Annotated in this window: 19 protein-coding genes; 4 read left to right on the forward strand and 15 right to left on the reverse strand. The window is 67.9% G+C overall.

The annotated features are described in order from the left end of the window. Window positions 1–19 precede the first annotated feature (19 nt). The 7 genes from H0X90_RS04350 to H0X90_RS04380 form a co-directional block, all read right to left on the reverse strand. Window positions 20–1,441: a protein-glutamate O-methyltransferase CheR gene (locus H0X90_RS04350; protein WP_012493174.1), complete on the reverse strand. Its 1,422-nt coding sequence runs from the start codon at window positions 1,439–1,441 to the stop codon at window positions 20–22. Next, the gene (locus tag H0X90_RS04355) at window positions 1,438–1,959 is read right to left on the reverse strand and encodes a chemotaxis protein CheW (RefSeq protein ID WP_077190808.1); all 522 of its coding nucleotides are present in this window, start codon (window positions 1,957–1,959) and stop codon (window positions 1,438–1,440) included. The genes H0X90_RS04350 and H0X90_RS04355 overlap by 4 nt, the downstream gene beginning before the upstream one ends. Then, window positions 1,956–3,632 carry a methyl-accepting chemotaxis protein gene (locus H0X90_RS04360; protein WP_012493173.1) on the reverse strand — a complete coding sequence of 559 codons (1,677 nt, stop codon included), beginning with the start codon at window positions 3,630–3,632 and terminating at the stop codon, window positions 1,956–1,958. Before H0X90_RS04360 ends, H0X90_RS04355 begins: the two co-directional genes overlap by 4 nt. 124 nt (window positions 3,633–3,756) lie before the next feature. Beyond that, window positions 3,757–4,890 carry a hybrid sensor histidine kinase/response regulator gene (locus H0X90_RS04365; RefSeq protein WP_006490975.1) on the reverse strand — a complete coding sequence of 378 codons (1,134 nt, stop codon included), beginning with the start codon at window positions 4,888–4,890 and terminating at the stop codon, window positions 3,757–3,759. A 474-nt stretch (window positions 4,891–5,364) separates the two neighbouring features. Beyond that, entirely contained in the window at window positions 5,365–6,948 is a 1,584-nt protein-coding gene (locus H0X90_RS04370) for a Na+/H+ antiporter (RefSeq protein WP_006490983.1), read from the reverse strand. 242 nt (window positions 6,949–7,190) lie between these two features. Beyond that, complete coding sequence (locus tag H0X90_RS04375) at window positions 7,191–8,624, reverse strand: aldehyde dehydrogenase family protein (RefSeq protein ID WP_006490987.1); 1,434 nt, start codon at window positions 8,622–8,624, stop codon at window positions 7,191–7,193. A 28-nt stretch (window positions 8,625–8,652) separates the two neighbouring features. Next, window positions 8,653–10,293, reverse strand: coding sequence for an acetolactate synthase large subunit (locus H0X90_RS04380; RefSeq protein ID WP_006490980.1), 1,641 nt, complete (start codon window positions 10,291–10,293; stop codon window positions 8,653–8,655). 367 nt (window positions 10,294–10,660) lie between these two features. On the opposite strand from H0X90_RS04380, the gene H0X90_RS04385 reads away from it, so the two are divergent. Both H0X90_RS04385 and H0X90_RS04390 read left to right on the forward strand, forming a co-directional pair. Next, window positions 10,661–10,999, forward strand: coding sequence for a type II toxin-antitoxin system RelE/ParE family toxin (locus H0X90_RS04385; RefSeq protein WP_077190809.1), 339 nt, complete (start codon window positions 10,661–10,663; stop codon window positions 10,997–10,999). Between the two features lie 3 nt (window positions 11,000–11,002). After that, window positions 11,003–11,302 (forward strand): addiction module antidote protein, encoded by a 300-nt coding sequence (locus tag H0X90_RS04390; RefSeq protein ID WP_006490972.1) that lies wholly within the window; start codon window positions 11,003–11,005, stop codon window positions 11,300–11,302. A gap of 48 nt (window positions 11,303–11,350) precedes the next feature. Here the strand turns inward: H0X90_RS04390 and H0X90_RS04395 are convergent, their stop codons facing one another. The 5 genes from H0X90_RS04395 to andAc all read right to left on the reverse strand — a co-directional run bounded on the left by H0X90_RS04395 (window position 11,351) and on the right by andAc (window position 16,069). Further along, complete coding sequence (locus tag H0X90_RS04395; protein ID WP_048988716.1) at window positions 11,351–12,637, reverse strand: DUF445 domain-containing protein; 1,287 nt, start codon at window positions 12,635–12,637, stop codon at window positions 11,351–11,353. Between the two features lie 96 nt (window positions 12,638–12,733). Further along, window positions 12,734–13,954 carry an anthranilate 1,2-dioxygenase system ferredoxin--NAD(+) reductase gene (gene andAa / locus H0X90_RS04400; protein ID WP_077190810.1) on the reverse strand — a complete coding sequence of 407 codons (1,221 nt, stop codon included), beginning with the start codon at window positions 13,952–13,954 and terminating at the stop codon, window positions 12,734–12,736. Beyond that, window positions 13,944–14,270, reverse strand: a complete 327-nt coding sequence (gene andAb / locus H0X90_RS04405) for an anthranilate 1,2-dioxygenase ferredoxin subunit AndAb (RefSeq protein WP_077190811.1) — start codon at window positions 14,268–14,270, stop codon at window positions 13,944–13,946. Before andAb ends, andAa begins: the two co-directional genes overlap by 11 nt. A gap of 35 nt (window positions 14,271–14,305) precedes the next feature. Next, window positions 14,306–14,782 (reverse strand): anthranilate 1,2-dioxygenase small subunit AndAd, encoded by a 477-nt coding sequence (gene andAd / locus H0X90_RS04410; RefSeq protein WP_077190812.1) that lies wholly within the window; start codon window positions 14,780–14,782, stop codon window positions 14,306–14,308. A gap of 15 nt (window positions 14,783–14,797) precedes the next feature. Continuing rightward, a complete protein-coding gene (gene andAc, locus H0X90_RS04415; protein ID WP_077190813.1) occupies window positions 14,798–16,069 on the reverse strand; it encodes an anthranilate 1,2-dioxygenase large subunit AndAc in 1,272 nt (423 codons plus the stop codon). Between the two features lie 212 nt (window positions 16,070–16,281). Between andAc and andR the strand changes: the two genes are divergently transcribed. After that, window positions 16,282–17,241 carry an anthranilate 1,2-dioxygenase regulatory protein AndR gene (gene andR / locus H0X90_RS04420; protein ID WP_062885377.1) on the forward strand — a complete coding sequence of 320 codons (960 nt, stop codon included), beginning with the start codon at window positions 16,282–16,284 and terminating at the stop codon, window positions 17,239–17,241. Between the two features lie 156 nt (window positions 17,242–17,397). Here the strand turns inward: andR and H0X90_RS04425 are convergent, their stop codons facing one another. The 3 genes from H0X90_RS04425 to H0X90_RS04435 all read right to left on the reverse strand — a co-directional run bounded on the left by H0X90_RS04425 (window position 17,398) and on the right by H0X90_RS04435 (window position 20,486). Continuing rightward, entirely contained in the window at window positions 17,398–17,682 is a 285-nt protein-coding gene (locus H0X90_RS04425) for a hypothetical protein (RefSeq protein ID WP_006490982.1), read from the reverse strand. Between the two features lie 71 nt (window positions 17,683–17,753). After that, the gene (locus H0X90_RS04430) at window positions 17,754–19,430 is read right to left on the reverse strand and encodes a methyl-accepting chemotaxis protein (RefSeq protein ID WP_077190846.1); all 1,677 of its coding nucleotides are present in this window, start codon (window positions 19,428–19,430) and stop codon (window positions 17,754–17,756) included. 165 nt (window positions 19,431–19,595) lie between these two features. After that, entirely contained in the window at window positions 19,596–20,486 is an 891-nt protein-coding gene (locus tag H0X90_RS04435; RefSeq protein WP_077190814.1) for a LysR family transcriptional regulator, read from the reverse strand. Window positions 20,487–20,577: 91 nt separating this feature from the next. Here H0X90_RS04435 and H0X90_RS04440 point away from each other — a divergent pair, with 91 nt between their 5' ends. After that, a complete protein-coding gene (locus H0X90_RS04440) occupies window positions 20,578–21,711 on the forward strand; it encodes a muconate/chloromuconate family cycloisomerase (RefSeq protein WP_058902842.1) in 1,134 nt (377 codons plus the stop codon). Window positions 21,712–21,716: the final 5 nt, after the last annotated feature.

Consider the following 21,716-nt stretch of genomic DNA (forward strand, 5'->3'; position numbering starts at 1 on the left):
TCCCGTTTCCGTCATCGTGTCAGCCGGCCGAACGCCGGGCGCGTTCGAGCAGCCATTGCGCGCCCGCACGATCGCCGCCGACGTCGAGCAGCGTCGCGAGATGCGTCAGCGCCTCGTGATGCGTGGGGCGCAGGTACAGCGCCTTGCGGTAGAAGTCGCCGGCTTCCGCGGCGCGCCCGCGCGCATCCGCGATCAGTCCGTTCAGATAAAACGCATCGGCATGCGGGCCGACGCGCGCCGAGAACTGCGCGAGCACACGCTCGGCCTCGTCGAACGCGCCCGCGTTCGCCAGCGCCTGCGCATCCTCCAGCGTCGGAGCATCGTCGAGCGCCGCCGCGATGCCGTCGTTGGCCGGGGCGGCCGTCCCGGCGGTTGCCAGCGCGAGGTCGGCCCGGGCGTCGATCGCGGCCGCCGGCACGACCGGCGGCGGCACCGCCGCGAACGGCTGACGCACGTCGCCGAGCCAGGCGGGCGGCGCGACGGCCACCACCGGGCGCGGCGCGGCGAGCGGTGCGATCGTGAAGCGCTCCGCGCCCCGATACGGCGCCGCCGCGGACAGCGGCGCGACCGGTCGCGCCGCGCCAGCCTCGGCCGCCGCGCCGGCCGGCTCGCGATGAAACGCGAACGCCAGCGGCACCCGCGCCGAGCGCATTCCGTGCCGCATCGCGACACCCGTCTCCGCCGGCCCGACGAACAGCACGCCGTCGTCGGCAAGACGCTCGTCGAGCGAGCGGATCACGCGATCCTGCGCGTCGCGGTCGAAATAGATCAGCACGTTGCGGCAGAACACGAAGTCGTAGCGAATGCCGGTATCGGCCAGCGGTTCGACGAGGTTCGCGTGACTGAACTGCACGCACGCGCGCACGCGCTCGTCGAGCAGCCAGCCGTCGCGGGTCGGCGTGAAGTAGCGCGTACGAAACTCCGTCGCCGTCCCGCGGAACGCATTGCGCCCGTAACAGCCGAGCCGCGCCTGCTCGATCGCGCGCGGGCTGAGGTCGATCGCGTCGATCGCGAAGCTGGCCGGTTCGAGCCCCGCATCCAGCAGCGCCATCGCCGCCGAATACGGCTCCTCGCCCGTCGAGCACGGCGCGCTCAGCACGCGGATCACGCGGCCAGGCATCGCGGCGAGCCGTTCGGCGGCCAGCCGCGCAAGCGTCGCGAACGCCTCGCGGTCGCGGAAGAACCACGTTTCCGGGACGACGAACAGCTCGATCAGCGCGCGCCGTTCGTCGGCCGACGCGTTGAGCTGCTGCCAGTACGCGTCGAGCGCTTCCGGCGTCACGGGCGGCCGCGCGGCCGACGGCACGCGCTCGCCGTCCGCCTGCCACGCATGGATGCGATCGGTCAGCGCGCGCATCAGGAAATCGTTGCCGAGCGAATCGGGGTCGATGCCGGTCTCGCGCAGCAACCAGCCGCGAAATCGCGATTCGGACACGTTCATGCGGACTCCTCCCCGTGGCCCGGCAGGCCGTCGAACAGAGACAGGCGTGCGACGTCGTCGATCAGGTCGGACACCGACACCTGCTGCACGACGCCGTCGGGCGTGTTCGCGACCCGCCCGAGCCAGCGCGTGCGCGCGGTCGCGATGCCGCTCACGCGGAACGCCGCGCGGTCGATCCGCATCGTCTGCGTCGCGCGCTCGACGATCAGGCCGATCGTGCGTTCGCCGTCGGCGTGGCCGGCGTGACTCGCGCGACAGCGGACCATCACGAGCCGCGTCGAGCGCAGCGCCTGCGCGCGCCGCCCGAGCGCCAGCATCGGCAGGTCGATCACCGGCACCGGCTGCCCGCCGCGCATCAGCAGCCCGGCGATCCAGCCCGGCGCGCCGGGCACCGCCTTCATGACGGCGAGCGGCAGCACCTCGTCGATGCCGGCCGCGTCGAGCGCATAGCGCTCGCCGTCGAGCTCGAACATCAGGAACAGCGCGTGGACGCCGTTCTGCGGATCGGCGCGCGTCACGCGTCGACCTTGAAGCGCGACACGCTGGTGCGCAGCTGGTTCGCGACGAGCGTCAGGTCGTCGATCGCCTGCGACGACTGGCGCAGCGATTCGGCGGTCTGCTGCGCGGCCTCCGACAGTTGCGACAGCGCCTGCGTGATCTGCTCGGCGCCGTTCGCCTGCGTCTGCATCCCTTCGTTGACCATCTGGAAGCGCGGCGCGAGCGTCTGCACCTCGGCGATGATCTGCGACAGCTGCCCGCCGACCTGCTGCACGTCGAGCATCCCGCGGCGCACTTCCTCGGAGAACTTGTCCATCCCCATCACGCCCGCCGACACGGCCGACTGGATTTCCTTGACCGTCTGCTCGATGTCGTAGGTCGCGACGGCCGTCTGGTCGGCCAGGCGGCGGATCTCGGTCGCGACGACCGCGAAGCCGCGGCCGTACTCGCCGGCCTTCTCGGCCTCGATCGCCGCGTTCAGCGACAGCAGGTTGGTCTGGTCGGCCACCTTGGTGATGGTCGCGACCACCTGGTTGATGTTCAGCGCCTTCTCGTTGAGGATCGCGAGCTTCGCGTTCACCGAGCCGGCCGCATCCATCACGCTGCGCATCGTCTCGCCCATCCGCGTGAGCCCGCTCTGGCTCACGCCCGCGAGCGTCGCCGACTGCTCGGCCACGCCGGCCACCTCGTTCATCGTGCGCAGCAGGTCGCGCGACGTCGCGAAGATCTCGCGCGAGGTCGCGCCGATCTCGGTCGTCGTCGCCGCGGTCTCGTTCGCGGTCGCCTGCTGCTCGCGCGACGTCGCGGCGATCTCGGCCACCGACGTCGTCACCTGCAGCGACGACTGCTGCGCGCGCGAGACCAGCTCGGTCAGCTCGTCGGCCATCCGGTTGAAGCCCGTCTCGAGCGTGCCGAATTCGTCGCGACGGCGCAGATCGAGGCGACGCGTCAGGTTGCCGGTACGCATCACGTCGTGCACCTCGACGAGCCGCGCCATCGGCACGGTGACCGAACGGTACAGCACGTACCCGAGCCCGAGCGCGGACAGCAGCACGAACGCCAGCGCGGTCGCGAGCACGATCTCGGTGTCCTGCACCGATTCGCGGATCAGCTTCGCGGATTGCTCGGCGAACTTGCGGTTCTCCTGCACCAGCACGTTCGCGTTGCGCACGACCTCGGTCCACGCGGGCAGCACTTTCGCGTACGCGGCGACCGCTTCCTCGTGCGACACGCGGCCCTTCTGCACCGCTTCGTTCAGCAGCGGCGCGTAATGATCGTAGGCGCCGCGGAACGCCACGAAGCGCTGCCGGTCGTCGTCGCGGAACGTCGTGTTCTGGTAGTCCACCGACAGCGACTCGATGTCCTTCAGCACATCGGGGATCTTCGCGAGATCGCGCTGCACGGTTTCGGGTTCGGTATCGACGAAGGTCGCCTGCTGCAGCAGCGTGAACGATTCGTTGACCGAGCCGCGCAGCGTCGACGCGAGGTAGACGCCGGGCAGCGAGTCGCGCTCGATGCTGATGGCTTCGGCGTTGATCGCGCGCAGTCGCTCGTACGACACGCCGGCGGTCACCAGCATCAGCACGAACAGCACGCCGAAGCTGAGCAGGATGCGATTGCCGAGCGTCAGCCGGCCAGCGCCGATGGTCGGATGCAGGCTTTCATTGGTCGCGCGGGGCGTCACGGTGGCCATGTTCGTTATGGGCTTTCTAAATTCAGCGTTGAAAAAATCCGCGTCCGCATGCGCGCCGGGTGGCGCGCCACGAGCGCATCGGGGTCTCGCGAGCGGCGCGGCGCCGGCAGGCCGCGCCGCGAAATCACCGCTCCGCTTGCGCCGGCAGCCGAAGCGCGACCATGAAGCCGCGCGCCGTATTGCGCATCAGGATCTGGCCGCGATGCCGCGCCGCCGTCGCGCGGACGAACGCGAGGCCGAGGCCGAAGCCGCCGCGCGCCGCGCCGTGCGCGGATTCGAGCTGCACGAACGACTCGGTCGCGGCCGTGCGCTGTTCCGGCGCGATGCCCGCGCCGGCGTCCTCGACGCCGATCAGCCAGGCGCCGTCCTCGCCGCCCAGCGTGCAATGTACGTCCATCCCGGCCGGCCCGTATTTCAGCCCGTTGTCGACCAGGTTCGCGACCGCGCGCGTCAGCATCATGCGGTCGCCCATCGTCACGCACTCGGTATCGGGCACGTGCGCGATCACCCGGCAGCCGAGCCCGGCCGCCTTCTCCCACAGCTGGTCGACGGCGTCGAGCACGATCTCGTTGAGACTCACGACCTCGTGCGCGCGGCGCTCCGACTGCGCGCGGGTCAGGTGGATGAAACCGTCGGCGAGCGCGAGCGCGCGCCGCGCATGGCCGGCGATGCGCTCCATGATCGCCGGCATGTCGCCGTGTTCGGTCCGGTAGACGTCGAGCAGCGCGAGGATCGACGTCTGCGGCGAACGCATGTCGTGCGACAGGAAATCGAGCGCCTCGTCGCGCTGCCGCGACATCAGGTAAGAATTCGAGTGATAGCGGATGCGCGCGGTCAGCTCCATCGCGTCGGGGAGCTTCACCAGATAGTCGTTCGCGCCGGCGATGAACGCCTCGCGCTTGACGATCGGCTCCTCCTTCGCGGACAGCACGATGATCGGCACGCGGGCGGTGCCGGCGTCCGCGCGCCACGCTCGCACGAGATCGAGGCCGTCGATCTCCGGCATCACGAGATCCTGCAGGATGACCGTCGGCTTCACGTCGCGCGCGACCGCCATCGCCCGGTGTGCGTCGGTGCACACGTGCAGGTCGATGTCGTGCTCGCTGCGCAACGCGCGGCGGATCACCTCGCCGACGAACGGCTGGTCGTCGACCAGGAGGACCGATAACCCCGATTCGAGGTAATCCGAGGCATTATCACTGCTCGATTCTTTCATAAATACAGTTTCAAACGCCGAATCTCCAATCGATTCTTTCATAGGAGTTGTTTATCCGACTTGGACGCTATCTTATATTGGCAGTTGAAAAACCCGCCTGATTCCGCCGATTTGGCCTGTCGGCACTGCCTTGCGGGGCTTTGGACGCCGCTTGTTCCCCCGTCGACGACCGCATTACCTCCGCATTCTTTCTCTCAATAAACATAACCGGCTGATTCTAAATGAAATTAGAACACAGCATCTATCTCCTTCCGGTTTAGTTTTGCCAAATATGCAGAAAGAGACGGAAACAGTTAAATCAGATCATTTCCGGATTCGAGAGACGATAACGTTTGCGAGACCGGCGCCACGAGGTTTGCATGCGCTGCAAGGCTCGGGGTCGGTCATATTGAGGGCCGGATTCAGATACTCCGAATCGGCTGGCGGGAGGGGAAAATCGCGCGACGGGGTGGCTCGCCCCGCGCGCGGGTCAGGGCCGGCAGGGCGCCGGCCCGTGCGATTCGCGAGCCGGGCGCCCTAGCCGCGCGCGTGCTGCGCGGATACTTCCTGCAGGTCCAGGTCGCGTTCGAGCGCGTGCAGCATCTCGTCGTGGATGCGCCCCGACCGGTGCAGGCGCAACAGTTCGGCACGCCCGGCCCGGATCGCGGCCAGCACCACGTCGTAGTGCGCCATGCGCACTTCCGCCGGATACGCGGGCTCGTTCTTCGAGCGTTCGGTCAGCTCGGCGCGATACGTGTATTGCTCGAGCAGGCGCGGATGGATCACGACGCCGTTCTCGTCGCGCACGAGCGGCTGGATCGCCGCGAGCTGCGCGGCCTCGACGTACGCCCACGTCTGCGGCTCGGTCAGATGGTGCGCGGCCCGCTCGTCGCGCTGCGGCAGGCGCAGCAGCCGAATCAGCGGCCCGATCGTCGTGCCCTGCAGCAGCACGGTGACGAGGATGACCGCGAACGACGCGACCAGGATCACGTCGCGGCCAGGCAGCGCCTCGGGCAGCGACAGCGCGATCGCCAGCGTCACCACGCCGCGCATGCCGGCCCAGCTCATGATCGTCGCGGCCTTCCAGTCGGGCGCCTCGCCGCGCCGTACGACGCCGCGCACCGGCCACTTCAGCGCCTCGACCGCGTAGATCCACACGAAGCGCGACACGATCACCGCCGCCAGCACCGCGAGCACCGGCGGCACCATCGTGCCCAGCACCTGTTCGAAACCGCCGAGCCGATGGATCGCACCGCGCAGCGACAGCCCGATCAGCACGAACACCATCGCCTCGAGCAGGAACACGATGACCTGCCAGAACGCGGTGCCACGCGTGCGCACGGCCGCCGAGAACACCTCGTGCTGATGCCAGCCGACGATCATGCCGGTCGTGACGGTCGCGATCACGCCCGACACCTCGACCATTTCGCCCGCGATGTACGAAATCCAGCCGGCGATCACCGCGACGGTGATCACGAGATAGTCGTCGTCGAGCAGCTTCAGGAACCACACGACGAGCTTGCCGACCACGAAGCCGACCACCACGCCGCCGAGCCCGAGCTCCGCAAAGCGCACGACCGCGTGCTCGAGGCTGAACGCCCCGGTGAGCGCGGCCGCGACCGCGAAGCGGAACAGCACGAGGCCGGCCGCGTCGTTCAGCAGGCTCTCGCCTTCGAGCAGCACCATCAGCCGGCGCGGCAGCGCGACGCGTTCGAGCACGGCTTTCGCCGCGACCGCATCGGGCGGCGACACGATCGCGCCGAGCGCGAAACACGCGGCCCACGGCAGCGCCGGCACCACCCAGTGCACGGCGAAGCCGACCGCGAACGTCGTGAACACGACCGCGCCGATCGCCAGCATCAGGATGCCGCCGACGTTGCGCTTGAACTCTTCCCACACGGAGAAGTACGCGCCGTCCATCAGCAGTGGCGGCAGGAACACCAGCAGCACCAGCTCGGGATCGAGGTTGATCGGCGGCAGGCCGGGAATGAACGCGATGCCGATGCCGCCGATCAGCAGCGCGGCCGCGGGCGGCAACCGCAGCCGCTTGGCGATGCATTCGAGCGCAACGATCGCGAGGAATGACAACAGAACCAGCTTGAATGCCGAGACGGGGGACATGAATCGACCTCGTGAAGAATGAATTCGCGCGTTCCGGCGTCGTACCCCGGTCGGCAGTTTCGCGCGATTACATCACGAGGCGAGGCCCGCAGTCGAGCCTGTTTCAGGCGGCCCGCGGCGCGGCACATGCAGGGCACATGTGCGGCACCGTGCCGCTCCACGCGCCGCCATGCAAAACGGCACGCAGGCCGGCCCGATCGCCCGCCCGCGTGCCGTCGCGGCGCCGCGCTGCCTGCCGCGCGTTACCGGCGCCGCACCACCATCAGCCGCGGCTCGGTCATGTCCTCGATCGCGTAGCGGATCCCTTCCCGGCCGAGGCCCGAATCCTTCACGCCACCGTACGGCATGTTGTCGACGCGGAACGACGGCACGTCGTTGATCACGACGCCGCCGACCTCCAGTTCGTCCCATGCGCGGTGCGCATGCGCGAGCGAATCGGTGAACACACCGGCCTGCAGCCCGAAGTCGCTGTCGTTCACGCGCGCGAGCGCGTCGTCGAAGCGGTCGAACTTCTCGAGGATCGCGACCGGGCCGAACGCCTCCTTGCGGTACAGGTCCTGCTCGCGCCCGACGTTCTCCAGCAGCGTCGCCTCGAACATCGCGCCGTCGACCTTGCCGCCCGCGACGATCTTCGCGCCTGCCGCGACGGCTGCATCCATCCAGCCCGACAGCCGGCGCGACTCGGATTCCGAGATCATCGGGCCGACGAACGTCGACGGATCCTTCGGATCGCCCATCTTCAGCGAACGCGTCTTCGCGATCAGCTTCTCGCGCAGCGCGTCGTAAAGATCGGCATGCACGAGGATCCGCTGCACGCCGATGCAGCTCTGGCCCGACTGGTAGTACGCGCCGAACGCGAGCCGCTCGACCACGTAGTCGAGCCGGTCGCGCTGGTCGGCATCGACGATCGCGGCCGCGTTGCCGCCGAGCTCCAGCACGACTTTCTTCTTGCCGGCCTTCTCCTTCAGCGCCCAGCCGACGGCCGGCGAGCCGGTGAACGACAGCAGCTTGAAGCGCTCGTCGGTCGTGAACAGGTCGGCGCCGTCGCGATGCGCGGGCAGCACCGAGAACGCGCCCTTCGGCAGGTCGGTCTCCGCGAGCACCTCGCCGATGATCAGCGCGCCGATCGGCGTGCGGCTCGCCGGCTTCAGCACGAACGGACAGCCGGCCGCGAGCGCGGGCGCGACCTTGTGCGCGGCGAGGTTCAGCGGGAAGTTGAACGGCGAGATGAACGAGCACGGGCCGACCGGCACGCGCTTCGTGTAGCCCGTATAGCCCTGCGCACGCGCGGAGATCTCGAGGTTGACGATCTCGCCGTCGATGCGCACTGATTCCTCGGACGCGACGCGGAACGTGTCGATCAGCCGCGTGACTTCGCCCTTCGAATCGTTGATCGGCTTGCCGGCCTCGATGCACAACGCCTCGGCCAGCTCGTCGAACCGTTCGCGAAAGCGCGCGACGCAATGATCGAGCACGGCCTGCCGCCGGTAGGCCGGCATCTCGCGCATCGGCTTCGTGGCGTCGACGGCCGCGGCGATCGCCGCATCGATCGCCTTCGCGTCGGCCAGCGCGACGCGCGTGGCGACCTTGCCGCTGAACTTGTCGGTCACCTCCAGATCGGTGTTCGCGTAGACGGCTTCGTTGGCGAGGTAGTACGGGTAGGTTTCCTTCAACATGGAACGACTCCTTCCTGTGAACGGGTATTCAGAGTTGCGCCGACAGGCGCTTGATCTCGCGGTTCAGCACGCGCTCGTTGTCCGAGTAGTCGATCGGCACGTCGATCACGTGCACGCCCGGCGACGAGAAGCACTCGCGCAGCAGCGGCTCGAGATCGTCGGCCGACTCGACGCGATGCCCGTGCGCGCCGTAGCTTTGCGCGTACGACACGAAATCGGGGTTCTGCAGCGTCATCGCGAAATCGGGGAAATTCATGTTCTCCTGCTTCCAGCGGATCATCCCGAACGCGTCGTCGCGCAGGATCATCACGACGATGTCGAGCTTCAGCCGCACCGCCGTTTCGAGCTCCTGAGAATTCATCATGAAGCCGCCGTCGCCGCATACGGCGATCACCTTGCGCTGCGGATGCACGATCTTGGTCGCGATCGCCGACGGCAGGCCCGCGCCCATCGACGCGAGCGCGTTGTCGAGCAGCAGCGAGTTCGGCTCGTGCGCACGCCAGTAGCGTGCGAACCAGATCTTGTACATCCCGTTGTCGAGACAGACGATGCCGTCCACCGGCAACGCGTTGTACAGGTCGTTGACGATCCGCACCGGGTACATCGGGAACCGCGGATCGTGCTGGCCCTTTTCCAGGTGCGCGTCGAAATGCGCCTTGATCATCTTGAAGCGCTCGAAATCCCAGTGCGATTGCGGCGTCAACGCCTCCTTCATCTGCCACACCGCGTTCGCGATGTCGCCGACCACCTCGATCTGCGGGAAATAGACGGGGTCGACCTGCGCGCCGAGGAAGTTCACGTGGATCACGGTCTTGTCGTCGGTGCGCATGAAGAACGGCGGCTTCTCGATCACGTCGTGGCCGACGTTGATGATGCAATCCGCGTGCTCGATCGCGCGATGCACGAAATCGCCGTCGGACAGCGTCGCGTTGCCGAGCCACAGCGGGTGCGTCTCGTCGATCACGCCCTTGCCCATCTGCGTCGTGAAGAACGGAATGCCCGTCTTGTCGACGAATTCGAGCAGCATCTTGCAGGTGGTCTTGCGGTTGCCGCCCGCGCCGATCATCAAGAGCGGATGGCGCGCGGCCTGGATCGCGTCGACCGCATGCGCGACCGCCTTCTCCTCGGCCACCGGCCGCCGGCTGTAGCTGCGCGGGATCGGCTTGCCGTCGCCCTCCTCGTGCGCGATGTCTTCGGGCAGTTCGAGGTGCGCGGCGCCCGGGCGCTCCTCCTCCGCACGGCGGAACGCCTCGCGCACGGCCGACGGGATGTTGCCGATCGACACGATCTGCCGCGTGAACTTCGTGAGCGGCTGCATCATGTCGACCACGTCGACGATCTGGAAGTGGCCCTGCTTGCTGGACTTGATCGGCTTCTGCCCGGTGATCATCAGCATCGGCATCCCGCCGAGCTGCGCATACGCGGCGGCCGTCACGAAGTTCGTCGCGCCCGGCCCGAGCGTCGCGAGACACACGCCGGTGCGGCCCGTGAGACGGCCGTAGGTGGCGGCCATGAACCCGGCCGCCTGCTCGTGCCGGGTCAGCACGAGCTTGATCTTCGATCGCCGCAGCGATTCGAGCAGATCGAGGTTTTCTTCTCCTGGAATGCCGAACACGTACTCGACGCCTTCGGCTTCCAGCGCCTTCACGAACAGATCCGATGCTTTCATGGGGACTCTCGGTTATGCCGCCTGCCCGGCCTACGGACACGCGGCGTTCATGACGCGCACCGGCCTACGGCACGCGGACGCCTTACCTACTGGACACTGACCACGGCACTGCCCGCCGCGCACGACGCGATGCGTGATGCGCGGCGACGCCCCCGAACACCGGAGGACGGACGGACCCGCCCGCACGCGGCAAGCACGCGCAGGCGGCAAAGACGTTTTTGATTGTAGACGGATTCGCGCAACTCCGGCTTCGACCGGATGGCCGGCTCCGGCAGCGGAAAGATCGGCCTGACGGCCAGTCGACACCCGGTGACGCGACCGGCGGGCTGTCATGGCAACGATGTTCCATTCAACAGACATGTGAACCATGGTTGACACATTGCAATGCACGCCCTACAGTCCTCCTGCATTCAGCATCCGGACCATCGACGTCTTCGACGCCTGGTTTGCCGGCCTGCCCGATCGCCTCGCCAAACGCCGCATCCAGGCGCGCATCGACCGCCTGCCGATGGGCAATCCGGGCGACTGGAAATCCGCCGGCTCCCCCGTCGTCGAAATGCGTATCGACCACGGCCCGGGCTATCGCGTCTATTACGTGAGGCGCGGAACGATATGGGTCATCCTGCTGTGCGGCGGCGATCAATCGACGCAACAGGCCGACATCCGCGCCGCGCACGCAATGCTCGCGCACCTCGACATGGAGTGATCGATGGACAAGATCAAGACGCGGCCGTGGGATTCGGCCGAACACCTGAAAACCGAAGACGACATGGCCGACTACTTCGACGCATGCCTGCAGGAGGCCGGCGACGATCCGGCCTTCATCGCGCATGCGCTCGGCGTGATCGCCCGTGCACGCGGCATGTCGCAGGTCGCACGCGATGCGGGCCTGTCGCGCGAAGGGCTGTACAAGGCGCTGTCGCACGACGGCAATCCGAGCTTCGGCACGATCCTGAAAGTCATCAAGGCGCTCGGCCTGCAATTGCACGGCGCCAAGGCTGCCGCGTGATCCGGCGGCGCACGGCGTCGCGCCACGTGCGCAACGTCCGTGCCCGTGTCAGTGCAGCCACCCGGCCGCCCAGCGCGGCACCAGCGACACGAGATACAAGCCGAGCCCGATCAGGCCGCCGACCAGCGTGCCGTTGATGCGGATGTACTGCAGATCCTTGCCGATGTTCAGCTCGATCTGTCGCGACATCTCGCGCGCGTCCCAGTTGCGCACCGTGTCGCGAATGTGACGCATCAGGAAATCGGCAAAATCGGGCGCCATCTCGTGCACGGCCCGCTCCACATGCTCGTTGAGCGACGCGCGCAGCGCCGGGCTCTCGACGAGCCGCGCGCCGAGCCAGCCGCCGAGCGTCGCGGCCTGCCGGTGCAGCGCCGAATCGGGGCGCGCGAGATCGGCCTTCAGCCACGCACGCAACTGGTCCCACAAGTCGCGCACGTACTCGTTGAACGCGTCGCCGTCGCGAATATAGCGCTTGATCTCGTCGCCCTTCGCGAGGAACGCGGGGTCGTGCTTCAGCCGCTCGGTCAGCCGCACGACCGTCCGGTCGAAGCGTTGCCGCAGCTCGTGCTCGGGGTCGGCCGCGACGCCTTCGAGCACGCGGCTCACCGCGCTGGCGAGCATCCGCGCGCCGTTCTCGCCGAACCACTGCGTCGGCATGATCTTCTCGACCTTCGGGTATTGCGTCTTCAGCCATTCGACGATGAAGCCCGCGATCACCTCGCGGTTCTCTTCCTTGTCGAGCACGTCGACCACCTGTTCGATCGCGTCGTCGAGCAGCGCCTGGTGGCGGCCGTCCTTCGTCAGCGTATCGAGGATCGCGCCGGCCGATTGCGACAGGTCGACCCGGTCGATCACCGCGCGGAACGCATCGTGGACGAACGACTGGATCCGCGCGTCGTCGGTCATGTCGAGCGCGAAGCTCATCAGCTTCGTCACGTAGCCGCCGAGCGCGTCGGTGTTCGCCGGCTCGCCGAGCCATGCGCCGAGCTTCTGCGCGGGATCGTGCTGGCGGATCTGCGCGGCGAGCGCGTCGGGGCCGAGGAATTTCTCGCGCACGAACACCGCGAGGTTGTCGGCGATCTTGTCCTTGTTCTTCGGGATGATCTCGGTGTGGCGCGACACGAACGGGATCGGCACGCGGCGGAACAGCGCGACGACCGCGAACCAGTCGGCGAGCGCGCCGACCATCGCGGCTTCCGCGACGGCCTTGAAACCGTCGACCCACGGGCCGCGCGGCAGCACGATGGTGGTGACGAACACCGCGACGGCCGCGAGCAGCAGCCACAGCGCACGGCGCTTGCTTCGTTTCAGTTCGAGGGCTTTGTCTGGCGTCATGGAGGACGAGCGGATCGGCGATGCCGCTAATATCCCCGATTTCGCCGCAGCCGACAAACCCGCGGCCCGCGCGAGCACGCACCGCGCGCACCGCTGCTACATGAACGTCTTCAGGTTGACGGCCGGATCGGCCAGCTTCACCGGATCGGGCACCGCCCCTGCCGCGATCAGCCGGCGCGACGCGCCGATGTCGCGTCCGAGGTTCGCCGCGGCCACTGCGACGATCCTGCCGTCGTCGCCGAGCGCGAACACCGTGAACGGCCCGCTCGCCGGCTCGCCGCGCACGACGATCGTGCGCTCGCTGCCGAACAGCCCGAGCATCTGCAGGTTGCAGTCGTACTGATCCGACCACAGCCACGGCAGCTCGGCATAGGTCTCGTCGGCACCGAGCAGGTTCGCGGCCGCGACGGCCGGCTGGTTTTCGGCCACCTGCCACGATTCGATCCGCACATGCCGCCCGAGCAGCGGGTTGAAGTGCATCGTCACCTCGCCCGCCGCGAAGATCGCGGCATCGGCCGTGCGGCAGCCCGCGTCGACGCGTATCCCGTTGTCGACGTCGAGCCCGGCCGCCTGCGCCAGCTCGACATTCGGCACCACGCCGATGCCGACCACGACGACGTCGGCCGGCACGCCGCCCTGATCGGTCTCGACGACCGCGCCGCCGCCCGGCGCGCGCCGGATCGCGCGCGGCAGCGTCGCCATCCGGAACAGCACGCCGCGCGCATCGTGCAATTGCCGCGCATATGCGCCGACGACTTCCGGCAGCGCGCGCTGCAGCAACCGCGGCGCCGGATCGATCACCGTCACGTCGCAGCCGAGCTGGCGCGCGGCCGCCGCGACCTCGAGGCCGATGAAGCCGCCGCCGAGCACCGCCACGCGGCGCCCGGGCGCCAGTTGCGCCCGCAACGCACGCGCATCGTCGACCGTGCGCACGTAATGCACCGCGACACCGTCGTCGATCGCCCCGCCGAACGTGCGCACACGCGAACCCGTCGCGAGCACGAGCTTGCCGTACGGCAACGTCGCCCCGTCGTCGAGCCGCACGCGCTGCACATCGCGCTCGATCGCGTCGACGCGGGTGCCGAGCCGCAACGCGATCCGCTGCGTGTCGTACCACGCGGCATCACGGATGAACGCGCGCTGTTCGCCGCCGTCCGTCAGCAGCGCATCCTTCGACAGCGCCGGCCGGTCATACGGCAGCTCGCGCTCCGCGCCGATCATCACGATGCGCGCCGCCGCATCGCGTGCGCGCAGCGCTTCGGCCGTACGCCGCGCCGCGTGGCCGGCGCCGACGATCACGAACGGATCAGCCGACATTGACTTCCACCTGCCCGTCGACGATCCGGATCGGATAGGTCTGCACCGGCTCGGTGATCGGCGCGCATTTCGGCGCGCCGGTGCGAATGTCGATCAGCCCCTGATGCAGCGGGCACTCGACGCAGCCATCCTCCACATAGCCTTCGGACAGCCGCGCATGGCCGTGCGTGCAGAGGTCATGCATCGCGAACAGTTCGTCGCCGATCCGGAACACCGCGATCGGCTTCTGGCCGGCGACGCGCGCCGCCGGTTCGGCTTCGGAGAATTCGTCGAAAGCGCCCAGCGGATGCCATTGGGCGAGCGTTGCTTCAGTCATGTCGATTCCTTGCTTCGTCAGATCGATCAGAGCGGTCAGATCGGCGTCGCGAGCAGCGTCTGCACGCGCGACGTGTCGTAGATCACGCGCTTGGTCTTGTAGCGCAGGCCGTCGGGCGTGCGCACGACCGTGTCGTAGTACTTGCCGGCCTGATACACGTTCGATTCGCCGTTGCTGCGCGTCTGCACGACCACGTAGTTGCTCTCGGTATCGATTTCGCCGTCGCGCTCGGCGACGATCGTCAGGCCCGACGTCATGTGCCGGTACGTGTGCTCCTCGTAGATGTTCGCGTGCCGCAGCGACACCACGCGGTCGCGCAGCATCCGCTGGTTCGTGCAGTGGACGATCCCGACCGGCAGCCCGAGATCGGCGTTCTCCTTCGGCACGATTTCGTACGTGCAGTCCTCGGTGAACATGTCCGGCCAGTGTTCGAGCCGATCGTTGTCGAGGTGCCCGATGTAGCGGTTCTGGAGCATGTAAATCTCGAACCACGTCTTCATGTCTTCCGTCATTTTCCTGCTCCCGCGTCAATAGCCCATCAGCTTCTGGTAGCCGACCCAGAACTTGCGGATCAGGCTCTCGGTGATCACCGTGTCCTGCTGGTCCGGATTGCCGCGCGACATCTCGATCACCGACGTCGCATCGGCGTCGCGCACCGTGCCGCGCTGCACGAGCTCGGTCGCTTCGGTATCTTCCATCGAGATGTAGCCGGCCGGCCCGACGAGGTTCGCCTGCTTGATGCGCAGCGCGCGCAGCTCGGGCGTGTCGTCCGCATAGCCGAAGAAGTGGAAGATCAGCTCGAAGTTGTCGGGCCCTTTCGGCAGGATCTGCCGCGCGACCAGCGTGTTGTGGATCTGCTGGATCACGAGCTGCGGGAAGATCGGCTGGATATGGTTGGTGCAATCCTCGTCGTATTCCGATACGAGATCGAGGATCGATTCGTCTTCCAGATGGAAGCCCTCGTCGAACGAACGGATGTTCTGCTGCTTGTATGCGGCCGACGTGTCGTCATTCGTCTTCGTCACCGTGATGATGCTGTGCAGCCCGTGATTCGCATCCGGAATCGAGCGCGCCTTCATGCCGACGCGGAAGATGTTGAAGGTCGTATGGAACAGGTGCAGCATGCTCGCGTGATACGGGTCCTTCACGTTCTCCATGTACAGCTTCCAGTTCGACTTCGAATACTGGCGCGTGCAGCCGAGATACTCGATCGGCTTGTGGAAGATCCGGTCGATCCACGGACGCATCTGCTCGCCCAGATACTCGGGCAGCGGCGCGACCGCGTCGCTGAAGGTCGCGAACACGAGCCCGCGATAGCTGTCGACGCGCAGCTTGCGCAGCCCGTGCTGCTTCGGATCGAAATCGGCCGGCATCCCGGTCATCCCCTTCTGGCCGCGCCGGAACGGCACGCCGAGCAGGTTGCCCTGGTTGTCGAAGCTCCACTGGTGATAGACGCACGTGTGCGAACTCGCGTTGCCGCGCGACTTGCGGCACACCTGCGCGCCGCGGTGCGCGCAGCGGTTCACCCACGCGGACAGCGTGCCGTCCTCGGCGCGCGTGACGACCACCGGCGTGTCGCCGACGAACGTGCTCTTGAAATCGCCGACGTTCGGGATCTCCGCTTCGAGCGCGACGAAGTTCCACGTCGGCCCGCGGAAGATGCGTTCCTGCTCGCGATCGTAGACCGCCCGCGAGCTGAACACCTTGTACGGCACGCGCGAGCCGTCGTCGTGCGGAAAGGTCACGTCGGATGCGTCGCCGCGCTCCGCGAAAACGACGGGCGATTCTGTCTGCTCCATGTCGGACTCCTTGTCGATCCGTTGCGTTGAATGCATGGAGCCGATTTTTGAAAAGCTAATATTCAGCGTCTATCCGGAAAGTGCGATTGCGGCGGTGCAATATCCACTTTCGGCGGATTTCTGCGCTAGCATGACGGCACACGCGACCCGTCGCACGATCGCGACCCATTCGTCGGATCGAAGCGCGCGTCGCCCTACCAAGGCTGAGGCCCATGTCCCCAACGTCGTTCGAGCCGCTCGCGCTACGCGCGCACCGGCTGTTCGAATCCCGCGATCTCGACGAGACGCGCGAGCGGATCTCGCGCGTGATGCAGCCGCACGCGCTGCTGCCGAGCGGCCGCGTGCAGGGCGCGTCGCACATGGATTTCGTCAAGCTGGGCGGGCTCGGGATCGGCACGATCGCGTTCGGCGACGCGATGCGCGTGCAGGTCGATGCCGTCGACGGCTACTACCTGCTGATGTTCTGCCTGTCCGGCCAGGCCGAAGTGCGCGCGATGGGGCGGCGGCTCGGCGTCGACGGCCAGACCGGCGTGCTGTGCGCGCCCGGCGAGCGCTTCGACGCGGTGCTGTCGGCCGATTGCGAGCAGTTCGTGCTGCGCATCGACGCGGCGACCGTCGGCTCGCTGACCGGCGACCCGCGCGCGACGCTCGACCCGGTGCTGCACGTCAGCGACGCCGCGCTCGCCGCGTGGCGTCAGCAACTGATGCTCGTCGCGCGGTCGCCCGAGCTGCTCGAACGCGCGAACGCGAACCCGCGGGTCGCGTCGCAGCTCGAGCATCTGCTGATCGACCTGCTGATCGAAGGCCATCCGCCGTCCATGCCGCAGGCGTCGCATCGCGACCCGGCGCCGGGCTTCGTGCGGCGCGCGCAGGAGTTCGTCGATGCGCACTACGCGCAGCCGCTGCAGCTCGCCGATATCGTCCAGGCCGCCAACGTGCCCGAACGGACGCTGCGCGACGCGTTCCTGCAATTCCGCGGGATGAGCCCGATGCAATATCTGCGCGCGACGCGGCTCGACCATGCGAGGGAGTTGCTGCGTGGGTCGACATCCGAGCGACGGATCGCCGATATCGCGCTCGATTGCGGGTTTACCCACCTGGGCCGGTTCGCGATCGCGTATCGGGAGAAGTTCGGCGAATCGCCGTCGGAAACGCTCGACGCCAGGCGCTGAAGCAGCCGTCCGCACACGCACTGCCGCACGGCCGTAGGCTGCATTTCGCGCGCCGTCCTGCCGATCGCCGTTCCCACCCTTCGCGCCTTCCGCGCGTGAGCGAGGTCGCCCCAATCGACGGCCGGTCGCACTCGCGCGACGACCTCGCGTCGCGATCTACGCCGGCGGCCCGCGCCGCGGCACGGCGTTGCTCGCCGCATCCGCGGATGGCCGGCGCGCAGGGTCGAGCCGTGCCGCCGCGCACGCCAGCGCCCCTTCGATCCGTTCGAGCATCGCGCGCGTGGCCTCGCTGCGCGGGCTCGCGCGCAGCAACAGCCCCAGCCACTTCAGCCGCCGCGCGAGCATCGGCACGACCAGCGTCCGGACGATCAGCCGCTGATCCCGGTCCAACGGATCGAAACGCACGCATGCGTCGACGAGCGCATCGAGCGTGAGTACCACGTGAGCAGAACGCGTCGCGCCATTCAAGGGCCGATACTCCCGTCGCAGCAGGCTGCGAACCGTTATCCCGATCAAAACGCCTTCCAGTCGACGGCGCCGCCCGCGACAGGGGCGCTCAGCCCCGCCGCCAGCGGTTTTGTCGGCGCGACGGCGAGCGCGGATGCAGGCGCCGACGACGCCATGACCGGCGCATCGTCGCCATTCGGCGCGAGCTTGAACGCCGCCATCGCCGCCTGCAGGCGGCCGGCCTGCTCCTCGAGCGAATGCGCCGCCGCGGCCGCCTGCTCGACGAGCGCCGCGTTCTGCTGCGTCACCTGGTCCATCTGCTCGATCGCCAGATTGACCTGCCCGATCCCCTGGCTCTGCTCCCGCGACGCGGCCGCGATTTCGGCGACGATATCGGACACCTGCTTGATCGCGAGCTTCACCTGCTCCATCGTCACGCCGACGCCCGTGGCCTGCCGCGCGCTGTCGCGGATCATCGACACCGACGCGCCGATCAGTTCCTTGATCTCCTTCGCAGCCGCCGCCGAGCGCTGCGCGAGGCTGCGCACCTCGCTCGCGACCACCGCGAAGCCGCGCCCCTGCTCGCCGGCGCGCGCGGCCTCCACCGCGGCGTTGAGCGCGAGGATGTTGGTCTGGAACGCGATGCTCTCGATGACGCCCGTGATGTCGGCAACCTGGCTGGAACTGCTGCTGATCTGCCCGATCGTCGCGACCATGCTCTGCACGGCATCGTTGCCGGCATCGGCCATGCCGGTCGCGCGCGTCGCCAGCGTATTGGCCTGCTGCGCGTTGTCGGCGTTCTGCTTCACGGTCTCGGTCAGTTGCGTCATGCTCGACGCGGTTTCCTCGAGCGACGCGGCCTGCTCTTCCGTGCGGGCCGACAGATCGGCATTGCCGCTCGCGATCTGGCGCGACGCAACCCCCACCGCTTCCGCGCTGCGCTTGATGCCGCGCACCGTCGCACCGAGTTGCCGATCCATCGTCGCCAACGCACCGAGCAACCGGCCGAATTCGTCGTGCGAGTCGACGTCGATCCGGTTGTCCAGCGACCCGCCGGCGATTTCGTCGGCCACGCGCACGGCCTTGCCGAGCGGCGTCGAGATGTGCCGCATCAGGTGCGCGGATACCCACGCCGCGACCAGCACGCCGATGCCGATCAGGCCGATCGCGATCCACAGGATCATGACGAAGGTCGACGCGCTGTCGTCGACGAACGACTTCGCCTGATCGATGTTCAGTGCGATGTCGTCGTCGAGCGCCTGCTTGAGCGCGCCGGCGGCGGGCGCCAGCCGGTCGATCGCCGCGGCGGCCGCGTCGCGGTCCCCGCCGCCCACCGCCGCGAGTGCCGCGTCCACGCCGGCCCGGAACCGCGGCAGCACGTCGCGAATCCGGGCCGCGATGCGGCGCTCCTTGTCGCTCGTGATCGATTGGCCGTAATAGCGGTTCCATATCGTGTCGAGACGGCGTTGCCCGGCACGCGTCTCGTCGATCCCGCTGCGAACCCGCGCGGGATCGCGCTCGGACAACACCCCGCGCATCCGAAGCTGCGTCTCGAAGGTCGCGGCGCGAATTTCCGACAATTCGCTGATCGGCAAGGTGTTGTCCGTATAAGCATCATGGACGTTCGAATTCAGTCTCGACAGACCGAACAGGCCGAACACGCCGATGGCGGCCATGAGCGCGACACACGCGGCAAGCGCGAAAAAGATCCTGAACTTGATGCTTTTCCCCAATCGGCTCACGCTGCTCTCCTCCACTGTTCCAGGGCGATGCGGAACGGGAAACCCCGCGTCCAACCCTGTTTACGGAGAGCGACATGGCCGATTTATCGGCTGCCGGCAGGATAGAAAAAACCATGTGCGGCAATAATCGGCATGCGGCGATCGTTTTGTGTCGGCCGTCAGCCATCACGCCGACGGCACGATCATCTCCCGCGCAATCGCGCAGAACGCCGCCGTCGCGGCGCTTTCGCCGTGCAGCCGGCGGCTCATGATGATCGGCGACGTCGCGCCCGGCTCCGGCAGCCGCCGGTAGACCACGCCCTTCACGCGTACGCCCTCCACGCTCTCGGGCACCAGCGACACGCCGACCTGCGCGGCGACGAGCCCGAGCGCGGTCTGCAGCTCGCGCACCTCGTGCACGGCCGCCGGCACGACCGCGCCGTCGCGCAGCGCGGACAACTGCTGATCGGCGAAGCTCGGCCGCGGCGTGCTCGGGTAGACGATCATCGTCTCGTCGGCGAGATCCGCGAGCGTCAGCGGCCGTGCCGGATCGGCGAGCCGATGCCCGACCGGCAGCGCCGCGATCAGCTTTTCCTCGATTAGCGCCTCGCGCACCAGTTGGTCGTCGTCGAAGCGCAGGCGGCCGAACCCCACGTCGATCCGCCCGCCCTTCAGCGCGCCGAGCTGTTCGAGCGTGAACATTTCGATCAGCGACAGCTCGACGTCCGGCTGCGCCTCGCGAAACGCGCGGATCACGTCCGGCAGCGCGCCGTACAGCGTCGACGGCACGAAGCCGATCACGATCCGCTCCGACAGTTGCGCGAGCCGCCGCGTCAGCGGCCCCAGTTCGTCGGCCTGGTCGACCAGACGCTTCGCCTGCGCATGGAACACGCGCCCGGCATCGGTCAGTTTCAGCGGCCGCGCGCCTCGTTCGAACAGCGGCAACCCGATCTCCTCCTCGATCGCCTGAAGCTGGCGGCTCAGCGGCGGCTGCGTCATGTGCAGCCGCTCCGCGGCCCGCGTGATGTTCATTTCCTCGGCGACGGCGATGAAGTAACGGAGCTGACGCAATTCCATTTCATGCCTCAAAGGTATGGAAGTAGTCGGAAAGAGTGTTGGACGACGCGGGGCGGGAATTCCTACCATGTGCACCAACAGGAGGAATCGCATGATAGCAACTGCCGCCACCATCGAACGCATCGACACGCTGCTGGTCGACGTGCCGACGATCCGGCCCCACAAATTGTCGGTCGCGACGATGAATTGCCAGACCCTCGTGCTGGTCCGCGTTCGATGCACGGACGGTATCGAAGGCGTCGGCGAGGCGACGACCATCGGCGGTCTCGCGTATGGCGAGGAGAGCCCCGAAAGCATCAAGGTCAACATCGACACCTACTTCGCGCCGCTGCTGCAAGGCATGGACGCGACGCGCCCGGGCGCCGCGATCGCGCGGGCGCGCAAGCTGTTCCAGGGCAACCGTTTCGCGAAATGCGCGATCGAGACCGCGCTGTTCGACGCGCAGGCGCGGCGCCTGGGCGTACCGCTGTCCGAGCTGTTCGGCGGCCGGCGGACCGATGCGGTCGATGTCGCGTGGACGCTCGCGAGCGGTGATACCCAACGCGACATCGCGGAAGCCGAAGCGATGCTCGACGCCCGCCGCCATCGCGCGTTCAAGCTGAAGATCGGCTCGAACGCGGTCGCCGACGACGTGGCCCACGTGGTCGCGATCAAGCGCGCGCTCGGCGAGCGCGGCGACGTGCGGGTCGACGTGAACCAGGCCTGGAGCGAAACCGATGCGATCTGGGCCGGCGCGCGGCTGGCCGACGCCGGCGTGAGCCTCGTCGAGCAGCCGATCGCCGCGACCAACCGCGCGGGGCTCAAACGCCTCACGCAGCTCGCGCAGGTGCCGATCATGGCCGACGAGGCGCTGCACGGCCCCGTCGATGCGTTCGCGCTCGCGCAGGATCGCGCGGCCGACGTGTTCGCGGTGAAGATCGCGCAGTCGGGCGGCCTGCAGGGCGCGGCGAGCGTCGCGTCGATCGCGGCGGCGGCCGGCATCGAACTGTACGGCGGCACGATGCTCGAAGGCGCGGCCGGCACGATGGCGTCCGCGCAACTGTTCAGCACGTTCGACTCGCTGAAATGGGGCACCGAACTGTTCGGCCCGCTGCTGCTCACCGAGGAGATCCTCGTCGAGCCGCTGCGCTACCAGGATTTCAAGCTGCATCTGCCGGCGACGCCCGGCCTCGGCATCACCTTCGACTGGGCCCGCATCGAACGGATGCGACGCGACGCCCGCTGATCCCC

This window comes from Burkholderia sp. 9775_39 (assembly GCF_015712225.1).
GTDB lineage: Bacteria > Pseudomonadota > Gammaproteobacteria > Burkholderiales > Burkholderiaceae > Burkholderia > Burkholderia cenocepacia.

Excerpts from the sequence above, each read along its gene's own strand:
- H0X90_RS04350 (WP_012493174.1), bottom strand. The coding sequence starts at position 1,441 with ATGAACGTGTCCGAATCGCGATTTCGCGGCTGGTTGCTGCGCGAGACC.
- H0X90_RS04395 (WP_048988716.1), bottom strand. The coding sequence starts at position 12,637 with ATGACGCCAGACAAAGCCCTCGAACTGAAACGAAGCAAGCGCCGTGCG.
- H0X90_RS04390 (WP_006490972.1), top strand. The coding sequence starts at position 11,003 with ATGGACAAGATCAAGACGCGGCCGTGGGATTCGGCCGAACACCTGAAA.
- H0X90_RS04435 (WP_077190814.1), bottom strand. The coding sequence starts at position 20,486 with ATGGAATTGCGTCAGCTCCGTTACTTCATCGCCGTCGCCGAGGAAATG.
- H0X90_RS04365 (WP_006490975.1), bottom strand. The coding sequence starts at position 4,890 with ATGAAAGAATCGATTGGAGATTCGGCGTTTGAAACTGTATTTATGAAA.
- H0X90_RS04440 (WP_058902842.1), top strand. The coding sequence starts at position 20,578 with ATGATAGCAACTGCCGCCACCATCGAACGCATCGACACGCTGCTGGTC.
- andAc (WP_077190813.1), bottom strand. The coding sequence starts at position 16,069 with ATGGAGCAGACAGAATCGCCCGTCGTTTTCGCGGAGCGCGGCGACGCA.
- andAa (WP_077190810.1), bottom strand. The coding sequence starts at position 13,954 with ATGTCGGCTGATCCGTTCGTGATCGTCGGCGCCGGCCACGCGGCGCGG.
- andAd (WP_077190812.1), bottom strand. The coding sequence starts at position 14,782 with ATGACGGAAGACATGAAGACGTGGTTCGAGATTTACATGCTCCAGAAC.
- andAb (WP_077190811.1), bottom strand. The coding sequence starts at position 14,270 with ATGACTGAAGCAACGCTCGCCCAATGGCATCCGCTGGGCGCTTTCGAC.
- H0X90_RS04370 (WP_006490983.1), bottom strand. The coding sequence starts at position 6,948 with ATGTCCCCCGTCTCGGCATTCAAGCTGGTTCTGTTGTCATTCCTCGCG.
- H0X90_RS04385 (WP_077190809.1), top strand. The coding sequence starts at position 10,661 with ATGGTTGACACATTGCAATGCACGCCCTACAGTCCTCCTGCATTCAGC.
- H0X90_RS04375 (WP_006490987.1), bottom strand. The coding sequence starts at position 8,624 with ATGTTGAAGGAAACCTACCCGTACTACCTCGCCAACGAAGCCGTCTAC.
- H0X90_RS04380 (WP_006490980.1), bottom strand. The coding sequence starts at position 10,293 with ATGAAAGCATCGGATCTGTTCGTGAAGGCGCTGGAAGCCGAAGGCGTC.
- H0X90_RS04360 (WP_012493173.1), bottom strand. The coding sequence starts at position 3,632 with ATGGCCACCGTGACGCCCCGCGCGACCAATGAAAGCCTGCATCCGACC.
- andR (WP_062885377.1), top strand. The coding sequence starts at position 16,282 with ATGTCCCCAACGTCGTTCGAGCCGCTCGCGCTACGCGCGCACCGGCTG.